Consider the following 23,600-nt stretch of genomic DNA (forward strand, 5'->3'; position numbering starts at 1 on the left):
CGTCGAAGCGCCGAATGGGATTGCCGAGTCACAGCGCCGGGAGTGATGCAGAACGCATCAGAAAGCGCGACAGCGGCACGTCTGGATGTATGACTGAGAATGTAGGGTGGCGCAGGGGGGCGGGTCTTTCCAATTTCTCGGCTGCGCATGTCAAATTCACGGGCATGTCAGAAAAGCAGCTCGCTTCTCCGACCTTTGTCGAAGGCTGTGCAGCGAAATGATGCGATCTTGTTATACCAAGGTGGTAGAGGCTTGAGGGGCGAATTCAAGAGCGGCGTGTCAGACACACGGGCGGATCTGACACGCACGCCTCACCGGCTCCTGCCAACTCGATCAGGACTTGCGCAGTGCCGAAGGCGGGAAGCCGAGATGCTTGCGGAAGGCGTGGGACAGGGCGCTCTGGTTGGCAAAGCCGCAGCGATCCGCGATCTGGGACAGGGAAAGCTCGCTGGTGCCCAGCAGCTGGCGTGCCTCTTCCAGCCGACGGCGCAGCAGATACTGATAGGGCGAGAGGCCGGTCAGTACGCGGAAGCGCTCGCTGAAATGCTGCTCGGAGAGATGCGACTGGCGGGCAAGATCCGCCACGCTGAGGCGCTGGCCGAGATTGGCGTCGATGAAGCGGTTGAGCGCGACCAGATCCAGCTGACGGCCACTGGTGTTCAGCGCGCTCATCGGCTCTTCGATGCGCGTGTTCAGGCAGGCGAGGAAGGTGGCGGCGAGCAGGTCGCCCGGCGCCTGCTGGTAGTCGTTGACTTCCGCGAGCATGAATTCGAGATAGCCACGCAGGCGGGTGTCCAGCGTGAAGAAGCGTGGGCGCTCGAACAGACGCTTGAGGTCGCGGTGATGGCCGGTCAGGTAGGGCGCATCATCGGGCAGGTCGAGAATCAGCTGGCGATTCTCGCCGATGCCCGCGTAGTAGTGGACATGATCGGCCGGCACTATGCAGCCGGTCAGCGGGCGAATCTCGCCGCCCTGGCCCTCGATCTCGAACTCGGCCAGGCCATCAAGGCCGATCACCAGCTGGTGGTAGCTGTGATCGTGGTGCTCGCGCAGGTTGGAGAGCGGGATCAGGCGCATCTCGCTGGCGGCCATCAGGCGCGAGTCTCCGCGACACCGGTGCGGGCACGCAGATGACCCAGCAGCACGTTGAGCTCTTCACGACCGGCGCGCGAGAACAGCGCACCGCCCTGGGCCAGCTGCCACGGCCGGGCATGGTTGTCGAAGATGCCCTGGCAGCGGCGCCGCAGACTCTCCAGATACTCATCATGGCGAATCGGGTAGCCGATCACGCTGTGCCACTCGTTCTCGTTGATCTCGCCGCTGATCGCCTGGTCCAGCACGCGGGCGATATCGCTGTAGTCGGTACGAAAGCGCGGCGTACGCGACATCATCAGCATGGCCACGGTGCCGACGGTGACGATCAGGCAGACCACGAAGGTGATGATGAAGATGGACATGAGCGAACCTTGTGCGGACGTAACCGGAAATAGTGTCGTAGCTCACCATTCTACCACGCTGCACGGCCAGTATCGTCAGTGCGACAGGCGCGTCATGTTCTGTCTGTCAGAACGTTATGGCATGATTCAAGTCCATTGAGACGGCATGGCGCACGTTGCCTGTCAGCCTCGTTCTTCACCTGCCGTGGGAGTCCCGCCGCATGGCCAATCAACGTGTGGAAGCGGTCGAGCGTGCCTTGACGCTGCTGGAAGCCTTTACCCCCGCGACCCCTCGCCTGACGCTCAACGAGCTGGCGCAGGCCAGTGGTTTCTACAAGAGCACGATTCTGCGGCTGATGGGCTCGCTTGAGCACTTCGGCTATGTGGCGCGTGACAGCCACGGCATCTACTCCATCGGCGCGGCGCTGGGGCGTTTTGCCCAGCTGGCACCGGCGCTGCCGGCCCGCGAGGCTCAGCTGCGCGGCTGGTTGGCGGCGCTGAATGCCGCCAGTGGCGAGACGGCCAGCCTGATGCTGGTCGAGCATGGCTCGCAGGCCGAGGCGCGCCCGGTGGCGGGCGTGACACGCCCGCGTCAGGCGATGTGTCAGTACGCGCATGTCAGCCAGTGGCCGCTGCGTCATCAGCTGGAGGAGGGCGAGCTGGTCGATGAGGCGCTGTCCGCCTTGCTGCAGCAGTGTGCCGACAGTGGCGAGATCGAGACCGGCGAAGCCGCCGGCCTGTCGGTGGCGGCGTTGGCGGTCAGCGTCGCCCAGCATCACGACGAGGGGCTGGCACCGGCGGAAGTCATCGTGCTCAGTGGCCCGACGGCGCGCCTGACGCCTGCCCAGGCCCACCGCCTGCTCGCCCAGTGGCAGCAGGGCGACTGATACGCGACTTGCCAGTGACACGTTATGGGAAGTGCTGAAATGACATCGCCCCCGCCGGCAAGACCGGCGGGGGCGATGTCATTTCAGAGCGCTGTCATTCAGGGCGTGTCACCTCATGAGAGGCGCGGACCCTTGCCTGGATCAGGCGTCGGTGGCGGCCTTGGCGGCGCTCATGCGGCGACGCAGGATGGGGCCGACGATCACCGGCAGCAGCAGACCGGCGATGGCGATGCACCACAGGGTCACGGCCAGCGGGCTACCGATCAGGATGGTCCAGTCGCCGTCAGACAGCTGCATGGCGTGACGCAGGTTCTTCTCCATCTCCGGCCCCAGCAGCATGCCGAGAATGACCGGCACCAGCGGGATATCCAGCTTGCGCAGGAAGTAGCCGGCGACCCCGAAGGCGACCATGAAGTACAGGTCGAAGGTCGAGTGGCTGATGGAGTAGATGCCAACGAAGGCGACCATGGTCACCACTGGCAGCAGGTACTTGGGCGGCACGGACAGCAGCTTGACGAAGATGCCGACCATCGGGATGTTCATCAGCAGCAGGATGACGTTACCGATCAGCAGCGCCGCGATCACGCCCCACACGATGTCGCCGTGCTGGGTGAACATCAGCGGGCCCGGGGTGATGTTGAGCGAGATCAGCATCGCCAGCAGCACCGCGGTGGTACCGGAACCCGGCACGCCCAGCGTCAGCATCGGCACCAGGGCGCCAGAGGCGGCACCGTTGTTGCCTGCTTCTGGGGCGGCCACGCCGCGCGGATCACCTTCACCGAAGTTGCCTTTCTTGCCGAGGATCTTCTTCTCCAGCGTGTAGCTGATGAAGCTGCCCAGCGACGCACCGGCGCCCGGCAACACGCCGGAAATGAAGCCCAGCACACCGCCGCGGAAGGAGGTCGGCAGAATCGCGACGATGTCCTTCAGCTTCAGGGTCATCTTGTTCATGGCGATCATCGGCTTGCCTTCACCGGCGTGCTGTTCGATGAAGAACAGCAGCTCCGAGATGGCGAACAGACCGACGATGGCGATGATGAAGTCGATGCCCTCGAACAGCTCCAGCACATCGAAGGTGTAGCGCTGGGTGCCGGTGGAGCCATCGATGCCGACGGTGGCGATCATCAGGCCGATGGCGGCGGCCATCAGCGTCTTGACCGGATTCTTGCCGGTGATGCCGCCCAGGGTGGCGAAGGCCAGCACGAACAGCGCGAAGTATTCCGCTGGGCCAAAGGTCAGCGCGAAGCTGGCCAGCCACGGCGCCATCACGATCAGGCCGATGGTGGCGATCAGGCTGCCGATGAAGGAGGCGATCGCCGAGATGGCCATCGCTTCGGCGGCCTTGCCTTTCTGGGCCATCGGATAGCCATCGAGGCAGGTCATCATCGCCGGCTCATCGCCCGGGATGTTGAGCAGGATCGAGGAGATGCGCCCGCCGTACATGGCACCGGCGTAGACCGAGGTCAGCAGGATCAGCGAGGTTTCCGGGCTCAGGCCCAGGGTGAAGGCCAGCGGAATCAGGATGGCCACACCGTTGGCCGGGCCCAGGCCCGGCAGTGCGCCGATCAGGGTGCCCAGGAAGGCCCCCAGCACGGCGAACATCAGATTCTCTGGCTGCAGGGCGATGCCGAAGCCCTGCATCAAGAAGCCAAGACTTTCCATTACGCCACCTCCAGGATGCCCAGCGGCAGTGGTAGCTCAAGCACGAAGTTGAACAGGGCGAAGACGACGATGCCGCCGAGCAGGCCTGTCACGTAAGCGCGAACCGGCTTGGAGCCCATGCGCCAGCACAGGGTGCCGACCGCAGCGGTGGTCGTGACGATGAAGCCCAGTGGCTCAAGCAGTGCGGTGTACAGGCACAGGATGACGATGGCCAGCACCATCTCGGCGCCGGTGCGGCTCCACGGCCATTGCTGGTCCGGGTCGGGGCGCACGATCAGATACAGGCTGCTCAGCGCCAGCACGATCGAGAGCACCGTGGGGAAGGTTTCGGGCCCGATGGACTCGGCCCCGCCGAAGGGTTCCGGGAACTGCTGGGCACCCCAGCCGTACGCGACGGCCAGGGTGAGCATCAGCAGACCAAAGATGCGGTCATTCATCAGCGAATCAGCCCAATGTCCTTGGAAAGGGTCTGGATGTCCTGGATCTGTGCCTTCACGAAGGCATCAAACTCGGCACCCGATTTGTGGAACGGCATCAGGCCGCTCTTGGTCATCACGTCTTTCCATTCTTCGCTTTCATAGACGCTGTCCAGCGTGGTGGTCCAGTACTGCTCGGCATCGTCGCTGACACCGGCCGGGATGTAGAAGCCGCGCCAGTTGGGGGCGACGGCATCGATGCCCTGTTCGCGAGCGGTCGGCACGTCAGCCAGCTTGCCCGGCAGGCGCTCTTCGGAGAGCACGGCCAGCACTTTCAGGTCGCCGGATTCCATGAAGCCCTGAATCTCGGAGATATCACCGGTGAAGGCCTGCACGTGGCCGCCGACGACCTGGGTGATGGCTTCGCCGCCGTTGTTGTAGGACAGGTAGGAGACCTTGGGCAGGTTCTCGACATCGGCTGCCTGGGCAGCGATCAGCACCTTGAGGTGATCCCAGCCACCTGCGGCACTGCCGCCGGCGAACTTGACGGATTTCGGGTCTTTCTTCAGCGCGTCCATTACCTCGCTCAGGGTGTTGTACGGCGAATCCTTGGAGACGGCGATGGCGCCGTAGTCCGCGCCCAGTGCGCCGATCCACTCGACCTGGTCCTGATTCATGCCCGGGAACTGGCCCTGTGCCAGGCGGGTGGTGGTCGCGGTGGAGGCGGCCACCAGCAGCTGCTCGTCACCGGCACGCTTGGAGACGGTATGCGCGAAGGCGACGCCGCCACCGGCACCGGCCATGTTGATGGTCTGCACGTTGCCCGGCACGAAATCGAGCTCAGACAGGATCTTGCCGACGCTGCGGCAGGTGAAATCCCAGCCGCCGCCCGGATCAGCCGGAGCGATGCAGTCAACCTTGCCTTTCGGTTCGAAGGCGAAGGCCTGGGCGGACATGGCGGTGACCACCGCGGCTGTCAGGAGTTTGAGTGTCATATGACGTGTCATGGCGACCTCTGGTGTTATTGGATTGTGGTAGCGGCACATGTCGTGGGTCAGGCGCTGGCAGCGGCTGAGCGAGAAACTCGCCCTGCAGCCGCGAACCTGACAGCAACCTTACAATTCTGTAAGGCGGAACTTTATTCTGTATGGTGAAATTAGACTGCCGCCCGATGGCTCGCAAGATACCCATTCGTCGCACCGACCTTGGTCGAAAGGCATATTTGCGCACCTTTGCGGTGCATTTTTGTGAATGATCCGGCGGGATGTCGTGTTGGAATCTGGCGGTTTCCGACGCTCTCTTGCTTCTCTCTTGCTTTTCTCTTGTTCCTCTCTCACTCCTCTCTTGTTTTTCTCTCGCTTCTCTATCGCTGCTCTCTCGCTGCTCTTGCATGCCTCCCTCGCACCTCTCCCAGCAGGCCCGAGCGGGGCGCTTGCGCCGCCTGCGTGAGCTGTGCGTTCACGGGTGCCCTGGCTGGCTTGTCGTGTTTGAAACGTTATGCGGCGTTGCAGCAGAAGCGTGGTCCTTGGGCTTTGGTCTAGCGTGTAGCCGGTGGCCAGACTGCGTGCTGACCAGGTGCCAGCGTCAATCGTGCAAGGGGACAGGGGAGGGGAGAAGACTCATGGCCAAGGTGTTGGGCAGTGTGTGGGCGTTGTTGCTGGGTATCGTGCTGATCATGCTCGGCAATGGCATGCACTTCACGCTGATCGGTCTGCGTGGCGGCATCGAGGGTTTCTCCTCGGCGGAGCTGGCGATCGTCACCTCGGGCTACTTCGTGGGCTTTCTCTCCGGTGCGCGCTATACGCCGGTGCTGATCCAGCGGGTCGGGCATGTGCGGGTGTTCGCGGCACTCGGCAGCTTCATCTCGGCGGCCTTGATCGCCTTGCCACTGCTGACCGAGCCCTGGGCCTGGACGCTGCTGCGCCTGCTGATTGGCTTCTGCATGTCGGGCATCTATGTCACGGCGGAAAGCTGGCTGAATGCGGCCGCCAGCAACGAGACGCGCGGCAAGGTGCTGTCGGCCTACATGATGGCGCAGACACTGGGCATCATCGGCGCGCAGGGCCTGTTGACGCTGGGCGACGCCGCGACCTCGGTGCTGTTCATCTGTGCCTCCATCCTGGTGTCGATCTCCTTCGGGCCGATTCTGCTGTCGGCGGCCGTGGCCCCGGTGGTCGAGGTGTCGCGGGCCATGTCGTTCGCGAAACTGTTCAAGGCGTCACCGCTGGGCGCCATCGGCATCTTCCTGCTCGGCAGTGTCTATGCGACCCAGTCGGGGATGGGCGCGGTCTTCGGCACCCAGGTGGGCCTGTCGGGCTCACATATCGCTCTGTTCATCGCCATGCTGTTCGCCGGCGCGCTGGTGTTGCAGACCCCGATCGGCTGGCTGTCGGACCGCATGGACCGCCGCGTGCTCATCTGCGGCCTGTCCGCCGCCGGGGCAGGCTCATGTCTGTTCGGCTGGATGGCGGGCGATGCGCTGTGGCCGTTGATCGCCTCGGCCTTCTTTGCCGGGGGCGTGACCACACCTCTGTACGCGCTGCTGTTGGCCTTCACCAATGATTCGCTGACGGCCGAGGAGATGCCGGGCGCCTCCGGCGGGCTGGTATTCGCCTTCGGGCTGGGCGCCATCGTCGGGCCGCTGGCGGCAGGTGGCGCGATGGAGGTGATGGACCCCTACGCCTTCTGGCTGGTGCTGGCGACCACCTTCGTGGCCATCTCGCTGTATGCGCTCTATCAGATCACCCAGCGCGAGATGGTGCCGGTCGAGGAGACCGACAGTTACCTCAACATCCTGCCGACGGCGTCACCGATGGCGGTCGAGGTGGCGGTGGAATGGGCACATGAACACGCCGAGGATGAGCAGCTGGCCGCCGAGGCTGCCGAGGCGGCGGCGCAGGAAGAGGCCTTCGAGGTCGCGCTGGAAGAAGCCTTCGAGGAGGCGTTGGAAGAGGCGCTGGATGAGGCGTTCGAGGCCAACGTCGCACCGCTGGAGGAGGCGGAACTGGTGGAGCCGGACCACGAGTACGTGGCAGAGCCGCTGCTCGAGGCTGATGCTGACACGGAAATCGCGTTCGAGACGGAGCGGTTGTCCGAGCTGTTGCCGGGAGCGGAGCTGACAACTGAGACAGAAGCAGCGCCGGCAACGGAAACAGAGCCTCGGTCACAGACAGAGTCAGAGACAGCTTCTGAGCCGCACGAAGAGAGCGACCCGCAATCGCCCTATCAGTTTGACTCCGAACATCAGCCGCCCAAGGGGCCGTGGCCCTCCATGCCCTGAGGTCGCTGGGGCAAGCCAGTCAGTCGCCAAAAGCCGCCGCCCCGGGCAATGGGGCGGCGTCTTGCTTTCGGCAGCCTTGAGCGTTTGCCGGGCGAGCGCGGCGCTCAGGGCTTCAGTTGATCACTGCAGGCCCAGCTCCTGCGACATCTGCTCGACATCGCTGACCTGCTGGGTGATGAAGCGATCCAGCGCCTTGCCGGACTTGTGGAACGGCATCAGGCCGTTGTCCTGCATCACCTGCTGCCACTCGGGCGTCTCGGCCATGCGGTTGAGGGTCTGCTCCCACCAGTCGAAGGCGGCATCCGATGCGCCACCCGGCAGGTAGAAGCCGCGCCAGTTGGGGGCGACCACATCGATCCCCTGCTCACGCGCGGTGGGAATGTCGCTGTACTGGCCGGGCAGACGCTCTTCACTGAACACTGCCAGCAGGCGCAGGTGGCCGGATTCGACGAAGCCGCGGGCCTCGGTCATGTCGCCGGTGAAGGCCTCCAGGTGGCCGCCCATCACCTGGGTGATGGCAACGGAGCCGGAGTCGTAGGCGAGGTACGGTAGGGCGCGCAGATTGTCGATGCCCGCCTCACGCGCCGCCATCAGCACCTTGAGGTGATCGAAGCCGCCCGCGACATCGCCACCGGCGAAGCGCACCGCCTTGGGGTCTGTCTGCATGGCGGCCAGCAGCTCGTTCAGCGATTGGTAGGGCGAGTCCTCGGCCACGGCAATCACGCCGTAGTCGGCGCCGAGAGTCATCAGCCAGCGCACGTCGTCGACCTTGCCGTCCTGATAGGCATGCTGGCCCAGGCGGGTGGTGGTCGCGCTCGAGGCGGCGACGATGACCTGCTCATCGGCGTGGCGCTTGGACTTCACATGCGCGAAGGCGACGCCACCGCTGGCGCCGGGCACGTTGAGGGTCTGCATGCCGGCAGGGATGAGGTTCTGCTCATCCAGCAGGCGGGCCACGCTGCGACAGGTGAAATCCCAGCCACCGCCGGGCTTGGCGGGCGCGATGCACTCCGTCTTGCCCTGCGGGGCGAAGTCGGTCTGTTCGTTCTGCTCCTCTTGGGCGGCGTTGGCGCTCAAGGGCGCCAGCAGGCCAAGGCTGAGCAGCAGGGCAGCGGGCAGGGCGACAGTGCGCTGTCGAGATTGCTTTCTGCGTGAGAAGGGATGGCGGGCAGGGGATATGGCGTGCATGGCATTCGTGTCCTTGGTGTTCAGCGTCGATCGTTATGGTTATGTCAGTCAGCGCGGCATGGGGCTGGGCGTTGCTGGCTGTCGCACGCTCATGACTGTTGTGGTGAGCTTGCGAGAGTGCGAATGAACGAAAATAGCCTATTTCGGCGAGTCGCGAAAAGGCACGGCAGGCGGGCAGTGAGTAGAGAAATCGCATTTCCCGCGCCGTCACTCCTCAAGGTGGTCTCGGGATTGCTAGAATTGCGCCATCAGGCTGTGGTGAGCGCTCCGCGATCTTCCAGCCGCCGCCTTTCATTGAGGAGACGGGCCATGACCCTTACCCCGCGCATGCACGACTTTCTCGCCCGCCTGCCCAAGGTGGAGCTGCACCTGCACATCGAAGGCTCGCTGACGCCGGCCTTGATGTTCGAGCTGGCGGCGGAGCAGGGCATCGAATTGCCCTACACCACCCTGGAGGAGGTCGAGGCAGCCTATGACTTCGCGGACCTGCCTGCCTTCCTCGCGCTCTATTACCAGGGCATGGGCGTCCTGAATGACGAGTCGCACTTCTACCGTCTGGCGCAGGACTACTTCCGCCGTGCGAGCGCCGATGGCGTCAAGCATCTGGAGCTGTTCTTCGATCCGCAGGCGCATCTGGCGCGTGGCGTGAGTCTGGAAACCCAGTTCGCGGGGCTGGAGCGCGCCTGTCGTGAGGCGGTGAAGGAATTCGATATCACCTCGGCGCTGGTGCCGAGCTTCCTGCGCTGTCATTCCGCGGCGTCTGCGCGTGAGCTGTTCGACGCGCTGATTCCCTTTGAATCGCGCTTCGTGGGTGTCGGCCTGGACAGCGCCGAGATCGGCAATCCGCCGGAGAAGTTCACCGAGGTCTTCCAGCTTGCGGGGGAGCGCGGCTGGCATCGTGTCGCGCACGCAGGTGAGGAAGGCCCGGCAGAGTACATCCGCACGGCGCTTGAGGTGCTGGGGGTGGAGCGTATCGACCACGGTGTGCGCTGTCTGGAAGATGCCGCCCTGGTCGCACAGCTGGCCGAGCGGCGTATCCCGCTGACGGTGTGTCCGTTGTCCAATGTCGCGCTCAAGGTGGTGGAGCGCATGGAAGATCACCCGCTGCCGAAGCTGATCGAGGCGGGCCTCAATATCACCCTCAACTCGGATGACCCGGCCTATTTCGGCGGCGGCATGCTCGACAACTTCATCGCCGTGCAGCAAGCGCTGAATCTCAGCGAGGTGCAGTGGCTCACCCTGTGTCGCAACGCCATCGACGCCGCCTTCCCGCAGCGCGGCGAAGGTCTCGGCATGAGTGACGCCCGCCGTGGCGTGCTGCTGGCACAACTCGATAGCTGCGCAGCCTGAGAATTATCACCGGCGCTTGAATACTGAATGCAATCAACGGCTTGGCCACCAACATCGCCAGCAGGACGCCGCCTGCGGCAACCGCTCCATCAGATGTTGCTTGACCGCGCTAAGTCGTTGAGTACAATGCAGTTCTGGCGTGCGCAATGCACCGCCCTGCGGGTGTAGCTCAATGGTAGAGCAGAAGCTTCCCAAGCTTAAGACGAGGGTTCGATTCCCTTCACCCGCTCCATAGTTTCACTAATCTCATGATTTTCTAATTTATTTACCGTTAAGCTCGAAAACAAAAACATCATCAATGCCTTGATTTAAAATCACCTTCAGCGTCAAGTTATGCTCCACACAACTCTCCAACAACCTCCACAGCTTCAGTGAGTTATTTTCACCTTCTTGTCTCTGAATACTGCTGTAGCAAATCAATATCCTATTAGACACACCGCCACCAAATCGATATGCGACTATCCCATCCTTATCAATCTGCAATGCCCCAGACGAAACAGGAGCTTCTTCAGTCCCACGAATCCTTTCAGTATGAGACCACGCCTTATGATATAGATCTATGGCACGCTGGTAAAAATTTTCATCAAATATAGTATTGCTTAGTTTGTTAGAATACCGGTTAAAGGATTTGTCATCATTCGGCTCAATCGGATAACGGGCGTCAGCCACTACAAGATCACTCATTTTTTTTAACAAATTCCACTCGTTCTCATCAAGCGGAAGCTCTACAAACTTTGCCACTTCAATCAATTTATGACTAAATTTTGATTTTAATACTTCTGAGACATGCTTTCTAGGAACATCTTTAAAAAGGCTAACAACTCCAGATTTCAACACCATCTCCAAGGCGTAGCCAATAAGTAGAAGACTGGACTTCGAAACATAACGGATCCTCATTATTCTTTTCTGAATATTATGATCCAGCGTCCCGCCTTCCTCTCGAAAACAAGAAATCTCGTCTTTTATTTTACGTGCGATCTCTCGCAACTCACAAGAAGATTCATAATGTATTTCTGCTTCCTTCCGCCATGCATTACTGTTGTAAACGCCGTGTTCTTTATGATCGCCTTTTATTGATTGAAGTCGATATTTCTCTGCCATAGAAAAGCTACCAAGTTTAAAGGGTTCGAGAAAAAGTTGTGAAATTATGAAGCACTGGGTGGCGGCCGGAAAGCCTATGCAGCCCCTCGAATAAACAATGTACAATTTCTCTCAGTCGTTGGCTACGCGAATAGCTATAGTACCAGCTACAAATGCCTGCTTAAATTTCGTAACCTATTGATCTAATAAGTGATTTCGTAGTAAGTAGCGATTCCCGTCACCCGATCAATAGCTTTCTAGTCTTACGATTTTATAGTTTTTCTCTCCTGGTCATGGAATTGTTAGTCACAGAAGTGGCTACACTACTCATCTGCTCAAGTGATCCCTTAAGTTCATCAATTTTAGCTATAGGGTGAGGTTGTGCATCTGTCAGGGTTTCGACAGTATTAACCAGTGCCCCATGCGGACATGTCTTGTCGAGTCTAGAGTAGAGTTAGATTGGATAATTAGCCTGCATTATGATCTAGATTATTCTTCAGATCGTTTAGCAGCACAGTTTCACTTGGCCTTTCTTCAACAAAGCTACGATGGCACCTTCCCGCATTAACCGATCCCAGCACTTAGGCCCCGCTTGGCATTGTGTCTTATACCTTAATGGTGAGAATTGCTTCACGTTGATTGGAAATGCTCGAATATGAGATGTCGTTACCAACTCTCATGTTGGAGCTGTAGGTGCTCTCCCGCAGAAATGGTTATCGGCAGCAACAACATGCTCAAGGAGGGGAGCGGCTGTCTTGCCGAACCGATCGGAGCAAAAAGTGTTGCTGACGTGGCGGAGAGCCGCGATATTGGCAGGTCACCTTTCAGCAGTTCGTCACTCGTTGAACGACAAGGAAACCCAGTGGAACTCACCGTCTGGCTGGCATATGTCAGCGTCATCATCGCCTTGATCACCTTTCCCGGACCGTTTGCGTTGCTGTGTATGGATCATGGTCTGCGCCACGGTCGACGCCGCTCGTTCGCGACGGTGGCGGGCGGGGCGGCGGCGTCACTGGTGTTGATGGCCTTGTCGTCGCTGGGCCTCGGCGCGGCATTGGCGGCGTCCGAGACAGGGTTTCTAGTGCTGAAGATCGTCGGGGCGCTCTATCTCATCTATCTGGGCATTCAGGCCTGGCGGGCGCCATCCCAGCCGGTGGTGTTCGACGCCGTGGGGGAAGACGGGCAGATGCGCGCCCGAGCCACGCGTTGGCAACTGTGCCGCAAGGGCTTCGGTATCGGGATCAGCAACCCCAAGGACCTGCTGTTCTTCGGCGCGCTGTTTCCCAACTTCATCGACATGGCCCAGCCGCAGCTGCCCCAGTTCGTGGTACTGGCGCTGACCTGGTTGGTGGTGGACCTGCTGACGATGAGCACCTACGCCCATGCGGGTTCCAGCATCAGCCGCTGGTTTGATAGCCACCGGCGCGTGCGGCTGTTCAATCGCACCACGGGCAGTCTGTTCGTCGTGGCCGGCGCGGGACTGGCGGCGTCGCATCGTTGAGCAGAGCCCCGCTCTATTGCACAAGACGTGAAGCGCACGAAGACGACAACGGCACCCGAGGGTGCCGTTGTCGTGTCTGGAGCCTGACGATCATCAGTGCTTTCGGGCTCAGCGCTCAGGACGTGATTCGAGATACCTGCTCAGCAGTTCGCGATCTTTATTGGAGACCTTCTGGTTCCAGCTTTCCACCACATGCTGGCTGGCCTCCTCGAGGGCATCCTGCAGCTCAGGCGGGGCCGGCGTGATCAGCTTCGCGCCGTTCTCCTGCAGGATGGCGTAGGCCTCGTCCAGCACGCTGTGGGTGGCCGTCCAGCCGGCAGACTCGGCGGCATGCGCGGCATCGATCAACACTTGCTGCTGCGCCTCTGTCAGGTCGTCGAAGCTATCGCGATTCATGTGGATGATATTGAGCGGCATCGCGTAGTTGAGCGTGGTGAAGTGGGGCATGTAGCGGTAGAGCTCCGCACTGACACCGCCCATCGCGGAGGTCAGCGCGCCGTGGATGCTGCCACCGGGCAGCAGGGGTTTGAGCTCTCCCCAGCTCATGACCTGAGGCGCCGCGCCCAGGTTGAGCAGCACACGCTGCGTATTGCGGTCATAGGTGCGGATCGGCATGTCCTCCAAGTCACCACCGTCAGCGATGGGCGTTTTCGACCACAGGCCGCTGGGCGTCCACGGCAGGGCATACAGCAGGATCTGGTTGTACTCGGCGAGCAGTTCCTCGTAGCGCGGCTTCGCGACCACGTAAAGGCGGTGAGCTTCATCGAGGTCGTAGGCGATCGCCGGCAGCGAGGAGATACCGAAGAAGGGGGCTTCCTCGGCGAGCGCGCCACTGAGTGTCGCGGCGATGTCGATGACACCGCCGGCGGTGGCCTGCAGGTGACTGGCGGAGCGAATGTCCGAGCGCAGCGTCAGCGTCAGGTCACCTTCGGACTGGCTGGCGACCTGCTGGCTGAATTCGGCAGCGCGTTGGCCCATCATCGTGTCGGGCTCGTAGTCGCTGCTCATGCTGAGGGTCGTCTGGGCGTGCGCGCCGAGTGCGCCGATCAGGCCTGCCGCTGCCAGGCCAGCGGACAACAGGGTGGAAATACGTGAAGAAGGCGTCATGGGGAATCCTTTCTTTTTGTCATTGACCTTTGCCCGCTAGGGTAGTGCATGCCTGCGTTTATGCTCAGCTGAATCGTGACGTCGCGCATTTTCCCTGCGCTGTCGGGAGAGGTTGCCGCGTGGGGTGGCCGTCATGGCCAAGGTCTGTGGCACGGGCGCGTGCCTGACTCACAGGGTATCGCGTTGTGCGAGATAGCGATCCAGCAGTTCGCTTTCCTCGAGGGCAACCTTGCTGCGCCAGCTTTCGATCACGCTGACACTGGCGCGTGCCAGTGAGCGCTTGAGTTTGGGCGAGAGCGGATTGCTGACCGTCACGCCGGCCTCTTCCAGCTGGGCATGGGTCTGCTCCAGGACGCTGGCGATGGCGTTCCAGCTGGTGTCTTCAATCTCGGTCGCGGCGCTGAGAAGGGCCTCGCGCTGGGTGTCGTCGAGCGCCTCGAAGCGTGACCGGCTCATGTGAACGATATTGAGCGGCATGGCGTATTGCAGCGCAGTGTAGTGGTCCAGCGTGCGGTTGAGCTCAGCCGTCAGGCCGCCCAGGGCCGAGGTCATCACCGCCTCGATACGGCCTTCGGCCAGTTGCTGCTGCATCGGCTCCCAGCCGAGCACGGTGGCGATGGCGCCAAGGTTGAGCAGTACTCGTTGGGTATTGCGGTCGTAGGCCCGCACGGGCACGCCCCGGAGGTCATCGCGTGTGGTGATCGGCTTGCGCGACCACAGCCCGCTGGGCGGCCAGGGCAGGGCGTAGAGCAGAATCTGGTCATGCTCTTCCAGCAGCGCTTCATAGCTGGGGCGCGCCAGACGGTAGAGCTCGCGCGCCTGATGCGGGTCATCGACCAGGGTCGGCAGCGAGCTGAGGCCGAACAGCGGCATCTCGGCGGCCAGCGCGCCGCTGTGCGAATCGGCCAGTTGGATGATGCCGGCGTTGATGGCCTCGAGGTGATTCACCGAGCGCAGCCGACTCAGCGGGCCTTCTCCGAAGGTGATCGCGAGCTCGCCCTCGCTGAGCGATGCCACCTGATCGACGAACTGCTGGGCGCGCTGGCCCATCATGGTCTGGGGGCCGTATTCGCGGCTCATGGTCAGCTCGACAGGCTCCGCCTGGGCGGGCGTGCCCAGGGTTGCAAGGCCCACTGCCAGGCTCACGCCGAGCGTTCTCTTGATGCCGAACATTCTCTTCATGTCGAGCACTCCCTGCATGACAAGCACTGCCTTCATGCCGCTACGCTGTCCGATTGGCATTCGTCGTCATCCATCCATAGGGGGTAAATCAAGTATCCCTCAAAAGTGCAGGGCGTGCTGTCGCTGTCTCGATCAACGCTTCCCTCGTTGGCCTGTTTCACGCCTGCACCGGCACGATTCGGGAAGGGCAACGGGCGTTGAACTGCCAGTTGGCGCAATGTGGTCTACGCTCAAATCATGGCTGTGCAACTGCCCTGACACGAACTCCGCGCCGGGACCGCATGGCCGGATTGTCGACGACTGTCAACGGGAGGTAGACCACATGCTGACCCACGTATGGGGCTTGATGGCGCATCCGCAACGGGAATGGCAGACCATCCGCAAGGAACACGAATCCATCACCCACCTCTACGCACATCATGTGCTGCTCATGGCGCTGGTGCCTGTCATCTGTGCCTATATCGGGACCACGCAGTTCGGTTGGAGCCTGACGGAAGGCCACGCCATTCTTCTGGAGCCACTGGATGCCTTCTTCGCCGGTATCGCGTTCTATATCGCCATACTGACAGCGATCGGCTTCATGGGCACTGTCATTCACATGCTCTCGCAGCGCTTCTCGGGGCACCCCAGCCGCCGGCGTTGCATCATCTTCGCGGGCTATGTCGCCACGCCGATGTTCCTCGCGGGGCTGGTCGCGCTCTATCCCGTCATCTGGGTGTGTATCCTCGCGGGCACCATTGGCCTGTGTTACAGCGCATACCTGCTGTATCTGGGCATTCCGCCACTGCTCGACATCTCCAACAAGGAAGGCTTCCTCGTCACCGGGTCGACACTGGGGATCGGGGTGCTGGTTCTCGAGGGCCTGCTGGCGGTCACCGTGCTGCTGTGGGGGTATGGCGCACGCTGGTTCATGTAGTCCATCGCGGCGCCCCGGCGTCAGTCAGCTGATGCCTCGGCGCGCGAAAAGCGCCTCTGCAACGCCTCGCCTTCATCGGCGGGGCGTTGTCGTTTCGTGCGCGGGTTGGCGCGTGGCACTTGTGCTCGGTGGCGGCGGCGTGGAAAGTGTTGGACTCAATCGACAGTGTGGAAGAAAGCGCATGGACAAGTTTGAACAGCGACTGGAGCAGGCTGCGCGGGCTGCATGGTTGTCATATGTCGGTGGACGGACCCAGGACGACATCGCGGTGCAGCTGGGGGTGTCGCGCCCCGGCGTGCAGCGCCTGCTGTCGTTGGCGCGCCAGGAGCGGCTGGTCAAGATCTCCATCGATCATCCCGTGGCCAGCAGCATGGCGCTGTCGGATACGCTGGTGGAGCACTTCGGGCTGAGCTTCTGCGATGTGGTGCCCTCTGACACCCAGTCACCGGAGAGCATCGCGGAGTATCTGGCGGTGGCGGGTGCCGAGCGCCTGGCGTTCTATCTCGGTCGCCAGCAGCCGCAGACCATCTCGCTGAGCACCGGGCGTGCGGTGCGCGCGGCGGTGGAAGCGCTGAGTCGCAGCGAGCGCCCCCAGCATCGCATCGTGTCACTGGTCGGCAATGTGGCGCTGGATGGCTCCTCCAACCGCTATGACGGCGTGATGCTGCTGGCGGACAAGATCGGCGCTGATCGCTTCCTGCTGCCCGCGCCCGTGGTGGCGGCCAGCATCGAGGAGAAGGAGTCGCTGCAGGGGCAGAATCTGGTCAAGGCGGTGTTCAAGGTCGCCTGTGAGGCCGATGTGGGCATGATCGGCATCGGGCGCCTCGATGCCCAGGCGACGCTGTTCCAGGATCAGTTCATCAGCGCCGCCGAGCGCGATGAGCTGATGGAAGTCGGTGCCGTGGGCGAGTTGATGGGCTGGCCGCTGGACACCCATGGCCGGCTGATCGATTGCCCGCTGGCGCAGCGCATCACCAGTGTGCCGCTGACCTCGCTCAAGGCGCAGCCGCTGATCGGGCTGGCGGGCGGGCACGACAAGGTGCCGGCCATCCTGAGTGCGTTGCGCGGTGGTTGGCTGCAGGGGCTGATCATCGATGAGGTGGCTGCCCAGCGGGTCTGCGCGGCCCTCAAGGAGTGAGCAGAGAACTGCCGTCTTCGTATGGCTTCATCGAGCTGTCTGCAGCCTGATGTTTTCTGCTGATGGCTTGCGCTTGACGACTGGCTCCTGTGGATACAGTCCGCACAAGACGCCGTACAAGGCGCCGAGCGAGTCATCGGGAGCAGGGCGGGGCGTATGGCCCCAGGCCTTGCTCCTGGTGTCGTTCTTGGTGTCGTTCTTGGTGTCGTTATCGTGATCAGGGTTCAGCATTGTCGTTGCCCGCGCGATGCCCGCGCGATGCCCGCGCGATGCCCAGGCGCTTCCGTTACCTTCCCGGCGCTATTGCTCTGTCACTCCTTCGCCATTCCTTTGCTATTTCCTCGCGATACCTGCGTTTTTTCTTGCCCTTTGCTCTCTCTTTTCCCTCCCTTGGTTCGCTCTTTGTTCTCTCTTTATTTTCTCTTCGTTCTCCCATCCTCGCGTCGGAGCCACGATTTTTAGGGCGAACGCTGCCTTCTACTGTCTGACAATCGAACGCGTTTGTTCGCCACAATGATAAATAATCGGGGCGGCAATCGTGGTCTGCGTTGTTTCGTTTAACGCTAATATCTGTCTATGCTGAATTGCACGCAAGCTCAGTGGCCATGCCGCCTTGTGGCCTACACCCAAAGGATCAGATCCCAAGGTTGTATAGCCCAAGGTATAGCGCTTCAGGGTTTGCTTTTTCACGGGTCTGATCCGATCATTTGTTCACTGAATGACGTTTTGATCGAGCGTGTTTGCGTCGCGATGTCTCGCCAGGATATCCGTTCACCAAGCCGGTTGATGGGAAGGTATCGGTGCCCAAGGCGCCGCTGCCCTCGAAAAGAACAATGCCAATAACGCCCCGATGGAGTGCCCTCATGCGCCTACCTCACATCACCAAGTCCCGCCGTCATCTGCTCTCGCTCGCCAGTGTCGCTGCCCTGGCGCCGCTCAGCGCTCAGGTCAGCGCTGAGACCATCACCGTCGCGACCGTCAACAACGCCGACATGGTGGTCATGCAGAGCCTGACCAGCGAATTCGAGAAGGCGCATCCGGACATCACCCTCGACTGGGTGGTACTGGAAGAGAACGTGCTGCGTCAGCGTCTGACCACCGATGTGGCGACCCAGGGTGGCCAGTTCGACGTCATGACCATCGGCACCTATGAAGTGCCTATCTGGGCCAAGCATGGCTGGCTGACCAAGCTCGACAACCTGCCGGAGGACTATCAGGTCGACGACCTGATCAAGCCGGTGCGTGATGGTCTGAGCGTGACCGAAGGCGAGAAGAAGGGTCTCTACGCGCTGCCGTTCTATGGCGAAAGCTCCATGCTCTACTACCGCAAGGACCTCTTCGAGCAGGCCGGTATCGAGATGCCGGAGCAGCCGACCTGGAGCCAGGTCAACGACTGGGCCGCCAAGCTCAACTCCGCGGATGAAGGCGTCTACGGCATCTGCCTGCGCGGCAAGCCGGGCTGGGGCGAGAACATGGCGGTGCTGGGCACCATGGTCAACAGCTTCGGCGGTCGCTGGTTCAATGAAGAGTGGGAACCGCAGCTGGATTCCCCGGCCTGGAGCGAGGCCATCAACTTCTACGTCGACATGATGGGCAAGTACGGCCCGCCGGGCGCGACTTCCAACGGCTTCAACGAGAACCTGGCACTGTTCTCCAGCGGCAAGTGCGGCATGTGGGTCGATGCTACCTCGGCGGCCGGCAAGCTCTACAACCCGAAGGAATCTTCCGTGGCCGACAAGCTGGGCTTCGCGCCGGCACCGATCGCCAAGACGGAGAAGGGCTCGCATTGGCTGTGGTCCTGGGCGCTGGCGATTCCGGAATCCTCCAAGTCCAAGGATGCCGCCCAGACCTTCATCACCTGGGCCACTTCCCAGGAATACGTGAACCTGGTCGGCGAGCGTGAAGGCTGGGCCAGCATCCCGCCGGGCACCCGTGTCTCCACCTACGAGAACCAGTCCTACAAGGACGCCGCACCCTTCGCCGGCTTCGTGATGGACGCCATCACCAGTGCCGACCCGACCGATCCGACCCTGGAGCCGGTGCCCTATGTCGGCGTGCAGATGGTGACCATCCCGGAATTCCAGTCCATCGGTACCCAGGTGGGTCAGATGATCGCCGCGGCGCTGGCCGGCCAGATGTCGGTCGAGCAGGCACTGTCCTCCGCCCAGCGTTCCACCGAGCGCACCATGCGCCAGTCGGGTTACTGATCTGATCCAGCCGGTCTGATCCCAACCGATCTGATCTGAACGTTGCAACGGCCTCCCGTCTTGCCTAGAGCCTCAATCGTAATTGACTCGAAGCACGGCGGGAGCCCCGTCCGGCACCCGCGGTACCCCCTTCCTCTCGAGACTCCTGCAACGCCCTCGCGGCGTGGCACGGGGAGCCTCGGCCTGAAGCCCACCGCATTGCCCGACTTCCTCACCGTATCGAAGGACTCACCATGCGCACGAGAGCATCCGGACGCACCGTCGGGGGATTGCGGACCCTGTCGCTGCAAGCCCCAGCCGTAAGCCTGTTGTTGATGTGGATGCTGGTACCACTGGTCATGACCCTGTGGTTCTCCTTCCAGCGTTACAACCTGATGATGCCGTCGGTGTCCGGCTTTGCCGGCGTCGACAACTATTACTACCTGCTGACCGACCCGTCCCTGTGGACCGCCATGGGCAACACCTTGCTGCTGGTGGGCTGGGTGCTGGTCGCCACCGTGGTCGGCGGCACGCTGCTGGCGGTATTGCTGCAGCAGGAATTCTTCGGCCGCGGCGTCGCGCGTCTGTTCGTGATCGCGCCGTTCTTCATCATGCCCACCGTGAGTGCCCTGGTGTGGAAGAACATGATGATGCATCCGGTCAACGGCATTCTCGCCTGGGTCGCCGGGCTGTTCGGTCTGCCGGCCATCGACTGGTTCGCCAGCCTGCCGCTGACCTCCATCGTGATCATCGTCACCTGGCAGTGGCTGCCGTTCGCGGTGTTGATCCTGCTGACCGCCATCCAGTCACTCGATGACGACCAGGTCGAGGCGGCGCGCATGGACGGGGCAGGGCCGGTGGCGATCTTCTTCTACATCACCCTGCCGCACCTCAAGCGTGCCATCAGCGTGGTGGTGATGATCGAGATGATCTTCCTGCTGACCATCTTCGCCGAGATCTTCGTCACCACCTCCGGTGGTCCGGGGCTTGCCTCGACCAACCTGGCGTACCTGATCTACATCCGCGCCCTGCTGGACTTCGATGTGGGTGGTGCCTCCGCCGGTGGCGTGATCGCCATCATCCTGGCCAATATCGTGGCCTTCTTCCTGGTGCGTACCGTCGCCAAGAATCTCGAGAACTGATGACAAGCGCTCAGCACAGGGAGACTCAATGATGTCGACTTCAACTTCCAATTCCGTGGCCGCCGCCAGCGCTGCCGTCAGCGCCAGTCGCGCGCGCCGCAGCGTGATCAACAAGAAGCTTGTCCTGACCCTGGTGGCCTGGACCATCGCGCTGGTGATGTTCTTCCCGATCTTCTGGATGATCCTCACCAGCTTCAAGACCGAGGCCGAGGCGATCGCCACGCCGCCGAGCCTGTTCTTCACGCCCAGCGTCGAGGGCTATATCGAGATCCAGGCACGTGCGGACTACTTCAAGTACGCCCTCAACAGTGTGGTGATCTCGCTAGGGGCAACGTTGCTGGCGCTGCTGATCGCGATTCCATCCGCCTACTCGATGGCCTTCCTGCCCACAAAGCGTACCCAGGGGACTCTGCTGTGGATGCTGTCGACCAAGATGCTGCCGTCCGTTGGCGTGCTGCTGCCGGTCTACCTGATCTTCCGCGATCTGGGACTGCTGGATAGCCGTACCGGCCTGATCATCATCTACATGCTGATGAACCTGCCGATCGTGGTCTGGATGCTCTACACCTTCTTCAAGGACATTCCCAAGGACATCCTCGAAGCCGGTCGCATGGATGGCGCCAGCACCCTGCAGGAGATCTTCCACCTGCTGCTGCCGCTGACCCTGCCGGGCATCGCTTCCACCGGTCTGCTGTGCGTGATCCTGAGCTGGAACGAGGCGTTCTGGAGCCTGAACCTGACCACCTCCAACGCCGCACCGCTGACCGCCTACATCGCGTCCTTCTCCAGTCCTGAGGGGCTGTTCTGGGCCAAGCTGTCCGCGGCTTCCACGCTCGCCATCGCGCCGATCCTGATCTTCGGCTGGATGACCCAGAAGCAGATGGTACGCGGCCTGACCTTCGGCGCCGTCAAGTAATCCGCGCCAGCCAGAGACACGCAAGACGCATAAGCCACAGAGAGGTACGCCGCCTGCGCCACATTGGCTGATGAACATTGACTGATAGCGGATCAGCGCAGGCGGCCGAGAGCCACACGCATGTTGCACCCTTGCCATGCCACCCAAATTTGCCATCACCTGCCCTCGGGCAGGTGCGGATAAGGAAACTTCCCATGTCCACACTCACGCTCAAGAACATCGTCAAGGAATTCACCTCCGGCAGCGGCGCCAGCGCCTCCACCACCCAGGTCATCAAGGGAGTCGACCTGGAAGTGAAGGACCAGGAATTCGTGGTCTTCGTCGGCCCGTCCGGTTGCGGCAAGTCCACGCTGATGCGCATGATCGCCGGTCTCGAGAACGCGACCTCCGGTGACATCCTGATCGATGGCAAGCGCATGAACGATATCGGCCCGGCCGAGCGCGGCCTGGCGATGGTGTTCCAGAGCTACGCGCTCTACCCGCACATGACGGTGGGCGAGAACATGGGCTTCAGCCTCAAGCTCGCCGGCGTCTCCAAGGAGGAGCGCGCCGAGAAGGTCAACGCCGCCGCCGAGGTGCTGCAGCTCGGGCCGCTGCTGGACCGCAAGCCCAAGGCTCTGTCCGGTGGTCAGCGTCAGCGTGTCGCCATCGGCCGCGCCATCGTGCGCAACCCGAGCATCTTCCTGTTCGATGAGCCGCTTTCCAACCTGGACGCCGCGCTGCGGGTGCAGATGCGCATCGAGCTGGCGCGTCTGCATGCCGAGCTCAAGGCGACCATGATCTACGTGACCCACGACCAGGTCGAAGCCATGACCATGGCCGACAAGATCGTCGTGCTGCAGGGCGGCGTGGTCGAGCAGGTCGGCTCGCCGATGGAGCTCTACCATCACCCGCGCAACCGTTTCGTGGCCGGCTTCATCGGCTCGCCGAAGATGAACTTCCTCGACATCACCGTCACTGGTGTGGCCGGCGAGGGCGTCACGGTGCGCCTGCCCGATGGCAGCGAGCGCCTGATTCCGGTGGTGAGCCAGACCGAGGATGGCGCCTCGGTCATCGTCGGCGACAGCCTGACGCTGGGCGTGCGCCCCGAGCACCTGATGCTGGACGAGCAAGGCCCGTTCAGCGGCCAGGTTCAGGTCATCGAGCGTCTGGGCGGGGTGACCTCCCTGTACCTGGCGACTCCGGATGGTTCCGGCGATGCGCCGATCGGCGGCCTCAAGTCCGACGAGCAGTCCGACAGCGGCTGGATCCTGATGGCGGATGGCGACGTCAACAGCCGCGTGGGTGACAGCATCCGCTACGGCTTCGATACCGAGCGTGCGCACCTCTTCACCCGTGAAGGGCTGGCGCTGCAGAATCTCAACCGTCACCCGCTGACCAGCCTGACGCGTCAGGACAATTCCCTGTCCAGTGCCAGCGCCGCACAGGAAGCCCGCGCATGAACCGCGCAGCCGAGAATCTGGAGGCCGGAGAGGAGGACGAGATGAGTACACCCTTGCAGCAGGTGATCTTCGATTGTGACGGCGTGCTGGTGGACAGCGAAGTGCTGGCCGAGGAGGAGTTGTCGCGTCAGCTGGGTGAGTGGCTGCCGGACCTCGACACCGAGGCCGAGCTGCGCGCGGCGCTGGGCATGACCACCGAGGCCATCCTGGGCCATCTGGAGGCCATGAGCGCTCACACCCTGCCGCCGCAGGCGATGGAGCGCATCGACCACGCCATCGAGTCACGTCTGGCGAAGGAACTTGCGCCCATCAGCGGCATGGCGGAACTGCTTGGTGGGCTGTTGGCGAATGGCGTGGCCGTGGCGATCGTCTCCAACAGTGCCGAGCGGCGGGTGCGAGCCTCGCTGGCCGCCACCGGTCTGGATCGCTGGCTGGGCTCGGTGCCGCTCTTCACGGCCGAGCAGGTCGCGCGCCCCAAGCCCGCGCCGGACGTCTATCAGCTGGCGCTGCGTCAGCTGGGACGTGATGCCCAGCAGTGCGTGGTGATCGAGGATAGCCTCGCCGGCGTCAGCGCGGCGGTCGCGGCCGGTCTGCGCGTGATCGGCTTCACCGGCGCCGGGCATATTCCGCCGGGCCACGCCCAGCGTCAGCTGGAGGCGGGTGCCTGGCAGAGCCGTGCGAGCATGGAGGAGGTCAGTGGTCTGATCAGTCAGCTGCGTATCGGTCAGGCCAGCGACCTGAGCGCCACATGAGCACCGTCAGGGAGTGACA

The 23,600-nt window shown here is 62.2% G+C and carries 20 protein-coding genes and 1 tRNA gene; 12 read left to right on the plus strand and 9 right to left on the minus strand.

All coding sequences use genetic code 11. The features are described 5' to 3' along the window. Positions 1-333: 333 nt before the first annotated feature. Both HA399_RS05650 and HA399_RS05655 read right to left on the minus strand, forming a co-directional pair. Positions 334-1,092 carry an AraC family transcriptional regulator gene (locus HA399_RS05650; protein ID WP_279831079.1) on the minus strand — a complete coding sequence of 253 codons (759 nt, stop codon included), beginning with the start codon at positions 1,090-1,092 and terminating at the stop codon, positions 334-336. After that, the gene (locus HA399_RS05655) at positions 1,092-1,457 is read right to left on the minus strand and encodes a hypothetical protein (RefSeq protein ID WP_043335450.1); all 366 of its coding nucleotides are present in this window, start codon (positions 1,455-1,457) and stop codon (positions 1,092-1,094) included. The genes HA399_RS05650 and HA399_RS05655 overlap by 1 nt, the downstream gene beginning before the upstream one ends. 200 nt (positions 1,458-1,657) lie before the next feature. On the opposite strand from HA399_RS05655, the gene HA399_RS05660 reads away from it, so the two are divergent. Beyond that, entirely contained in the window at positions 1,658-2,323 is a 666-nt protein-coding gene (locus tag HA399_RS05660) for a helix-turn-helix domain-containing protein (protein WP_404326358.1), read from the plus strand. 141 nt (positions 2,324-2,464) lie between these two features. Here the strand turns inward: HA399_RS05660 and HA399_RS05665 are convergent, their stop codons facing one another. From HA399_RS05665 to HA399_RS05675, 3 genes are read right to left on the minus strand one after another with little or no spacing between them, the layout of a single operon-like run. Further along, on the minus strand, positions 2,465-3,985 hold the full coding sequence (locus HA399_RS05665) for a tripartite tricarboxylate transporter permease (RefSeq protein ID WP_043335451.1): 1,521 nt from the start codon (positions 3,983-3,985) through the stop codon (positions 2,465-2,467). Further along, positions 3,985-4,422, minus strand: a complete 438-nt coding sequence (locus HA399_RS05670; protein WP_043335453.1) for a tripartite tricarboxylate transporter TctB family protein — start codon at positions 4,420-4,422, stop codon at positions 3,985-3,987. The genes HA399_RS05665 and HA399_RS05670 overlap by 1 nt, the downstream gene beginning before the upstream one ends. Further along, positions 4,422-5,396 (minus strand): tripartite tricarboxylate transporter substrate binding protein, encoded by a 975-nt coding sequence (locus HA399_RS05675; RefSeq protein WP_248379136.1) that lies wholly within the window; start codon positions 5,394-5,396, stop codon positions 4,422-4,424. The genes HA399_RS05670 and HA399_RS05675 overlap by 1 nt, the downstream gene beginning before the upstream one ends. Before the next feature lie 626 nt (positions 5,397-6,022). Between HA399_RS05675 and HA399_RS05680 the strand changes: the two genes are divergently transcribed. Further along, positions 6,023-7,681 carry an MFS transporter gene (locus tag HA399_RS05680; protein WP_404326359.1) on the plus strand — a complete coding sequence of 553 codons (1,659 nt, stop codon included), beginning with the start codon at positions 6,023-6,025 and terminating at the stop codon, positions 7,679-7,681. A gap of 120 nt (positions 7,682-7,801) precedes the next feature. Here the strand turns inward: HA399_RS05680 and HA399_RS05685 are convergent, their stop codons facing one another. Beyond that, positions 7,802-8,869, minus strand: a complete 1,068-nt coding sequence (locus HA399_RS05685) for a Bug family tripartite tricarboxylate transporter substrate binding protein (protein ID WP_404326360.1) — start codon at positions 8,867-8,869, stop codon at positions 7,802-7,804. A gap of 309 nt (positions 8,870-9,178) precedes the next feature. Here HA399_RS05685 and HA399_RS05690 point away from each other — a divergent pair, with 309 nt between their 5' ends. Together HA399_RS05690 and HA399_RS05695 are read left to right on the plus strand one after the other, a co-directional pair. Continuing rightward, positions 9,179-10,219 (plus strand): adenosine deaminase, encoded by a 1,041-nt coding sequence (locus HA399_RS05690; RefSeq protein ID WP_404326362.1) that lies wholly within the window; start codon positions 9,179-9,181, stop codon positions 10,217-10,219. A 158-nt stretch (positions 10,220-10,377) separates the two neighbouring features. Next, positions 10,378-10,451: transfer RNA gene (locus tag HA399_RS05695), tRNA-Gly, on the plus strand. A 29-nt stretch (positions 10,452-10,480) separates the two neighbouring features. Here HA399_RS05695 and HA399_RS05700 read toward each other — a convergent pair. Beyond that, positions 10,481-11,320, minus strand: a complete 840-nt coding sequence (locus tag HA399_RS05700) for a hypothetical protein (RefSeq protein WP_404326364.1) — start codon at positions 11,318-11,320, stop codon at positions 10,481-10,483. A gap of 841 nt (positions 11,321-12,161) precedes the next feature. Between HA399_RS05700 and HA399_RS05705 the strand changes: the two genes are divergently transcribed. Beyond that, complete coding sequence (locus HA399_RS05705) at positions 12,162-12,800, plus strand: LysE family translocator (protein ID WP_404326366.1); 639 nt, start codon at positions 12,162-12,164, stop codon at positions 12,798-12,800. A 108-nt stretch (positions 12,801-12,908) separates the two neighbouring features. Here the strand turns inward: HA399_RS05705 and HA399_RS05710 are convergent, their stop codons facing one another. Together HA399_RS05710 and dctP are read right to left on the minus strand one after the other, a co-directional pair. Further along, positions 12,909-13,907, minus strand: a complete 999-nt coding sequence (locus HA399_RS05710; protein ID WP_404326368.1) for a TRAP transporter substrate-binding protein — start codon at positions 13,905-13,907, stop codon at positions 12,909-12,911. Positions 13,908-14,075: 168 nt separating this feature from the next. Continuing rightward, positions 14,076-15,089 carry a TRAP transporter substrate-binding protein DctP gene (dctP, locus tag HA399_RS05715; RefSeq protein ID WP_404326370.1) on the minus strand — a complete coding sequence of 338 codons (1,014 nt, stop codon included), beginning with the start codon at positions 15,087-15,089 and terminating at the stop codon, positions 14,076-14,078. Between the two features lie 322 nt (positions 15,090-15,411). Between dctP and HA399_RS05720 the strand changes: the two genes are divergently transcribed. The 7 genes from HA399_RS05720 (at position 15,412) to HA399_RS05750 (ending at position 23,581) form a co-directional block, all read left to right on the plus strand. Continuing rightward, complete coding sequence (locus tag HA399_RS05720; RefSeq protein WP_082388794.1) at positions 15,412-16,005, plus strand: Yip1 family protein; 594 nt, start codon at positions 15,412-15,414, stop codon at positions 16,003-16,005. A gap of 181 nt (positions 16,006-16,186) precedes the next feature. After that, entirely contained in the window at positions 16,187-17,143 is a 957-nt protein-coding gene (locus HA399_RS05725; protein ID WP_043334551.1) for a sugar-binding transcriptional regulator, read from the plus strand. 863 nt (positions 17,144-18,006) lie between these two features. Next, a complete protein-coding gene (locus HA399_RS05730; RefSeq protein WP_107335189.1) occupies positions 18,007-19,350 on the plus strand; it encodes a sugar ABC transporter substrate-binding protein in 1,344 nt (447 codons plus the stop codon). Between the two features lie 233 nt (positions 19,351-19,583). Next, positions 19,584-20,471 (plus strand): carbohydrate ABC transporter permease, encoded by an 888-nt coding sequence (locus HA399_RS05735; protein ID WP_043334545.1) that lies wholly within the window; start codon positions 19,584-19,586, stop codon positions 20,469-20,471. 31 nt (positions 20,472-20,502) lie between these two features. Continuing rightward, the gene (locus tag HA399_RS05740) at positions 20,503-21,387 is read left to right on the plus strand and encodes a carbohydrate ABC transporter permease (RefSeq protein WP_043334580.1); all 885 of its coding nucleotides are present in this window, start codon (positions 20,503-20,505) and stop codon (positions 21,385-21,387) included. 194 nt (positions 21,388-21,581) lie between these two features. Beyond that, positions 21,582-22,829 (plus strand): ABC transporter ATP-binding protein, encoded by a 1,248-nt coding sequence (locus HA399_RS05745; protein ID WP_107335188.1) that lies wholly within the window; start codon positions 21,582-21,584, stop codon positions 22,827-22,829. Then, a complete protein-coding gene (locus HA399_RS05750; RefSeq protein ID WP_404326372.1) occupies positions 22,826-23,581 on the plus strand; it encodes an HAD family hydrolase in 756 nt (251 codons plus the stop codon). The genes HA399_RS05745 and HA399_RS05750 overlap by 4 nt, the downstream gene beginning before the upstream one ends. Positions 23,582-23,600 lie beyond the last annotated feature (19 nt).

This window comes from Cobetia sp. UIB-001, assembly GCF_044789135.1.
GTDB lineage: Bacteria > Pseudomonadota > Gammaproteobacteria > Pseudomonadales > Halomonadaceae > Cobetia > Cobetia amphilecti.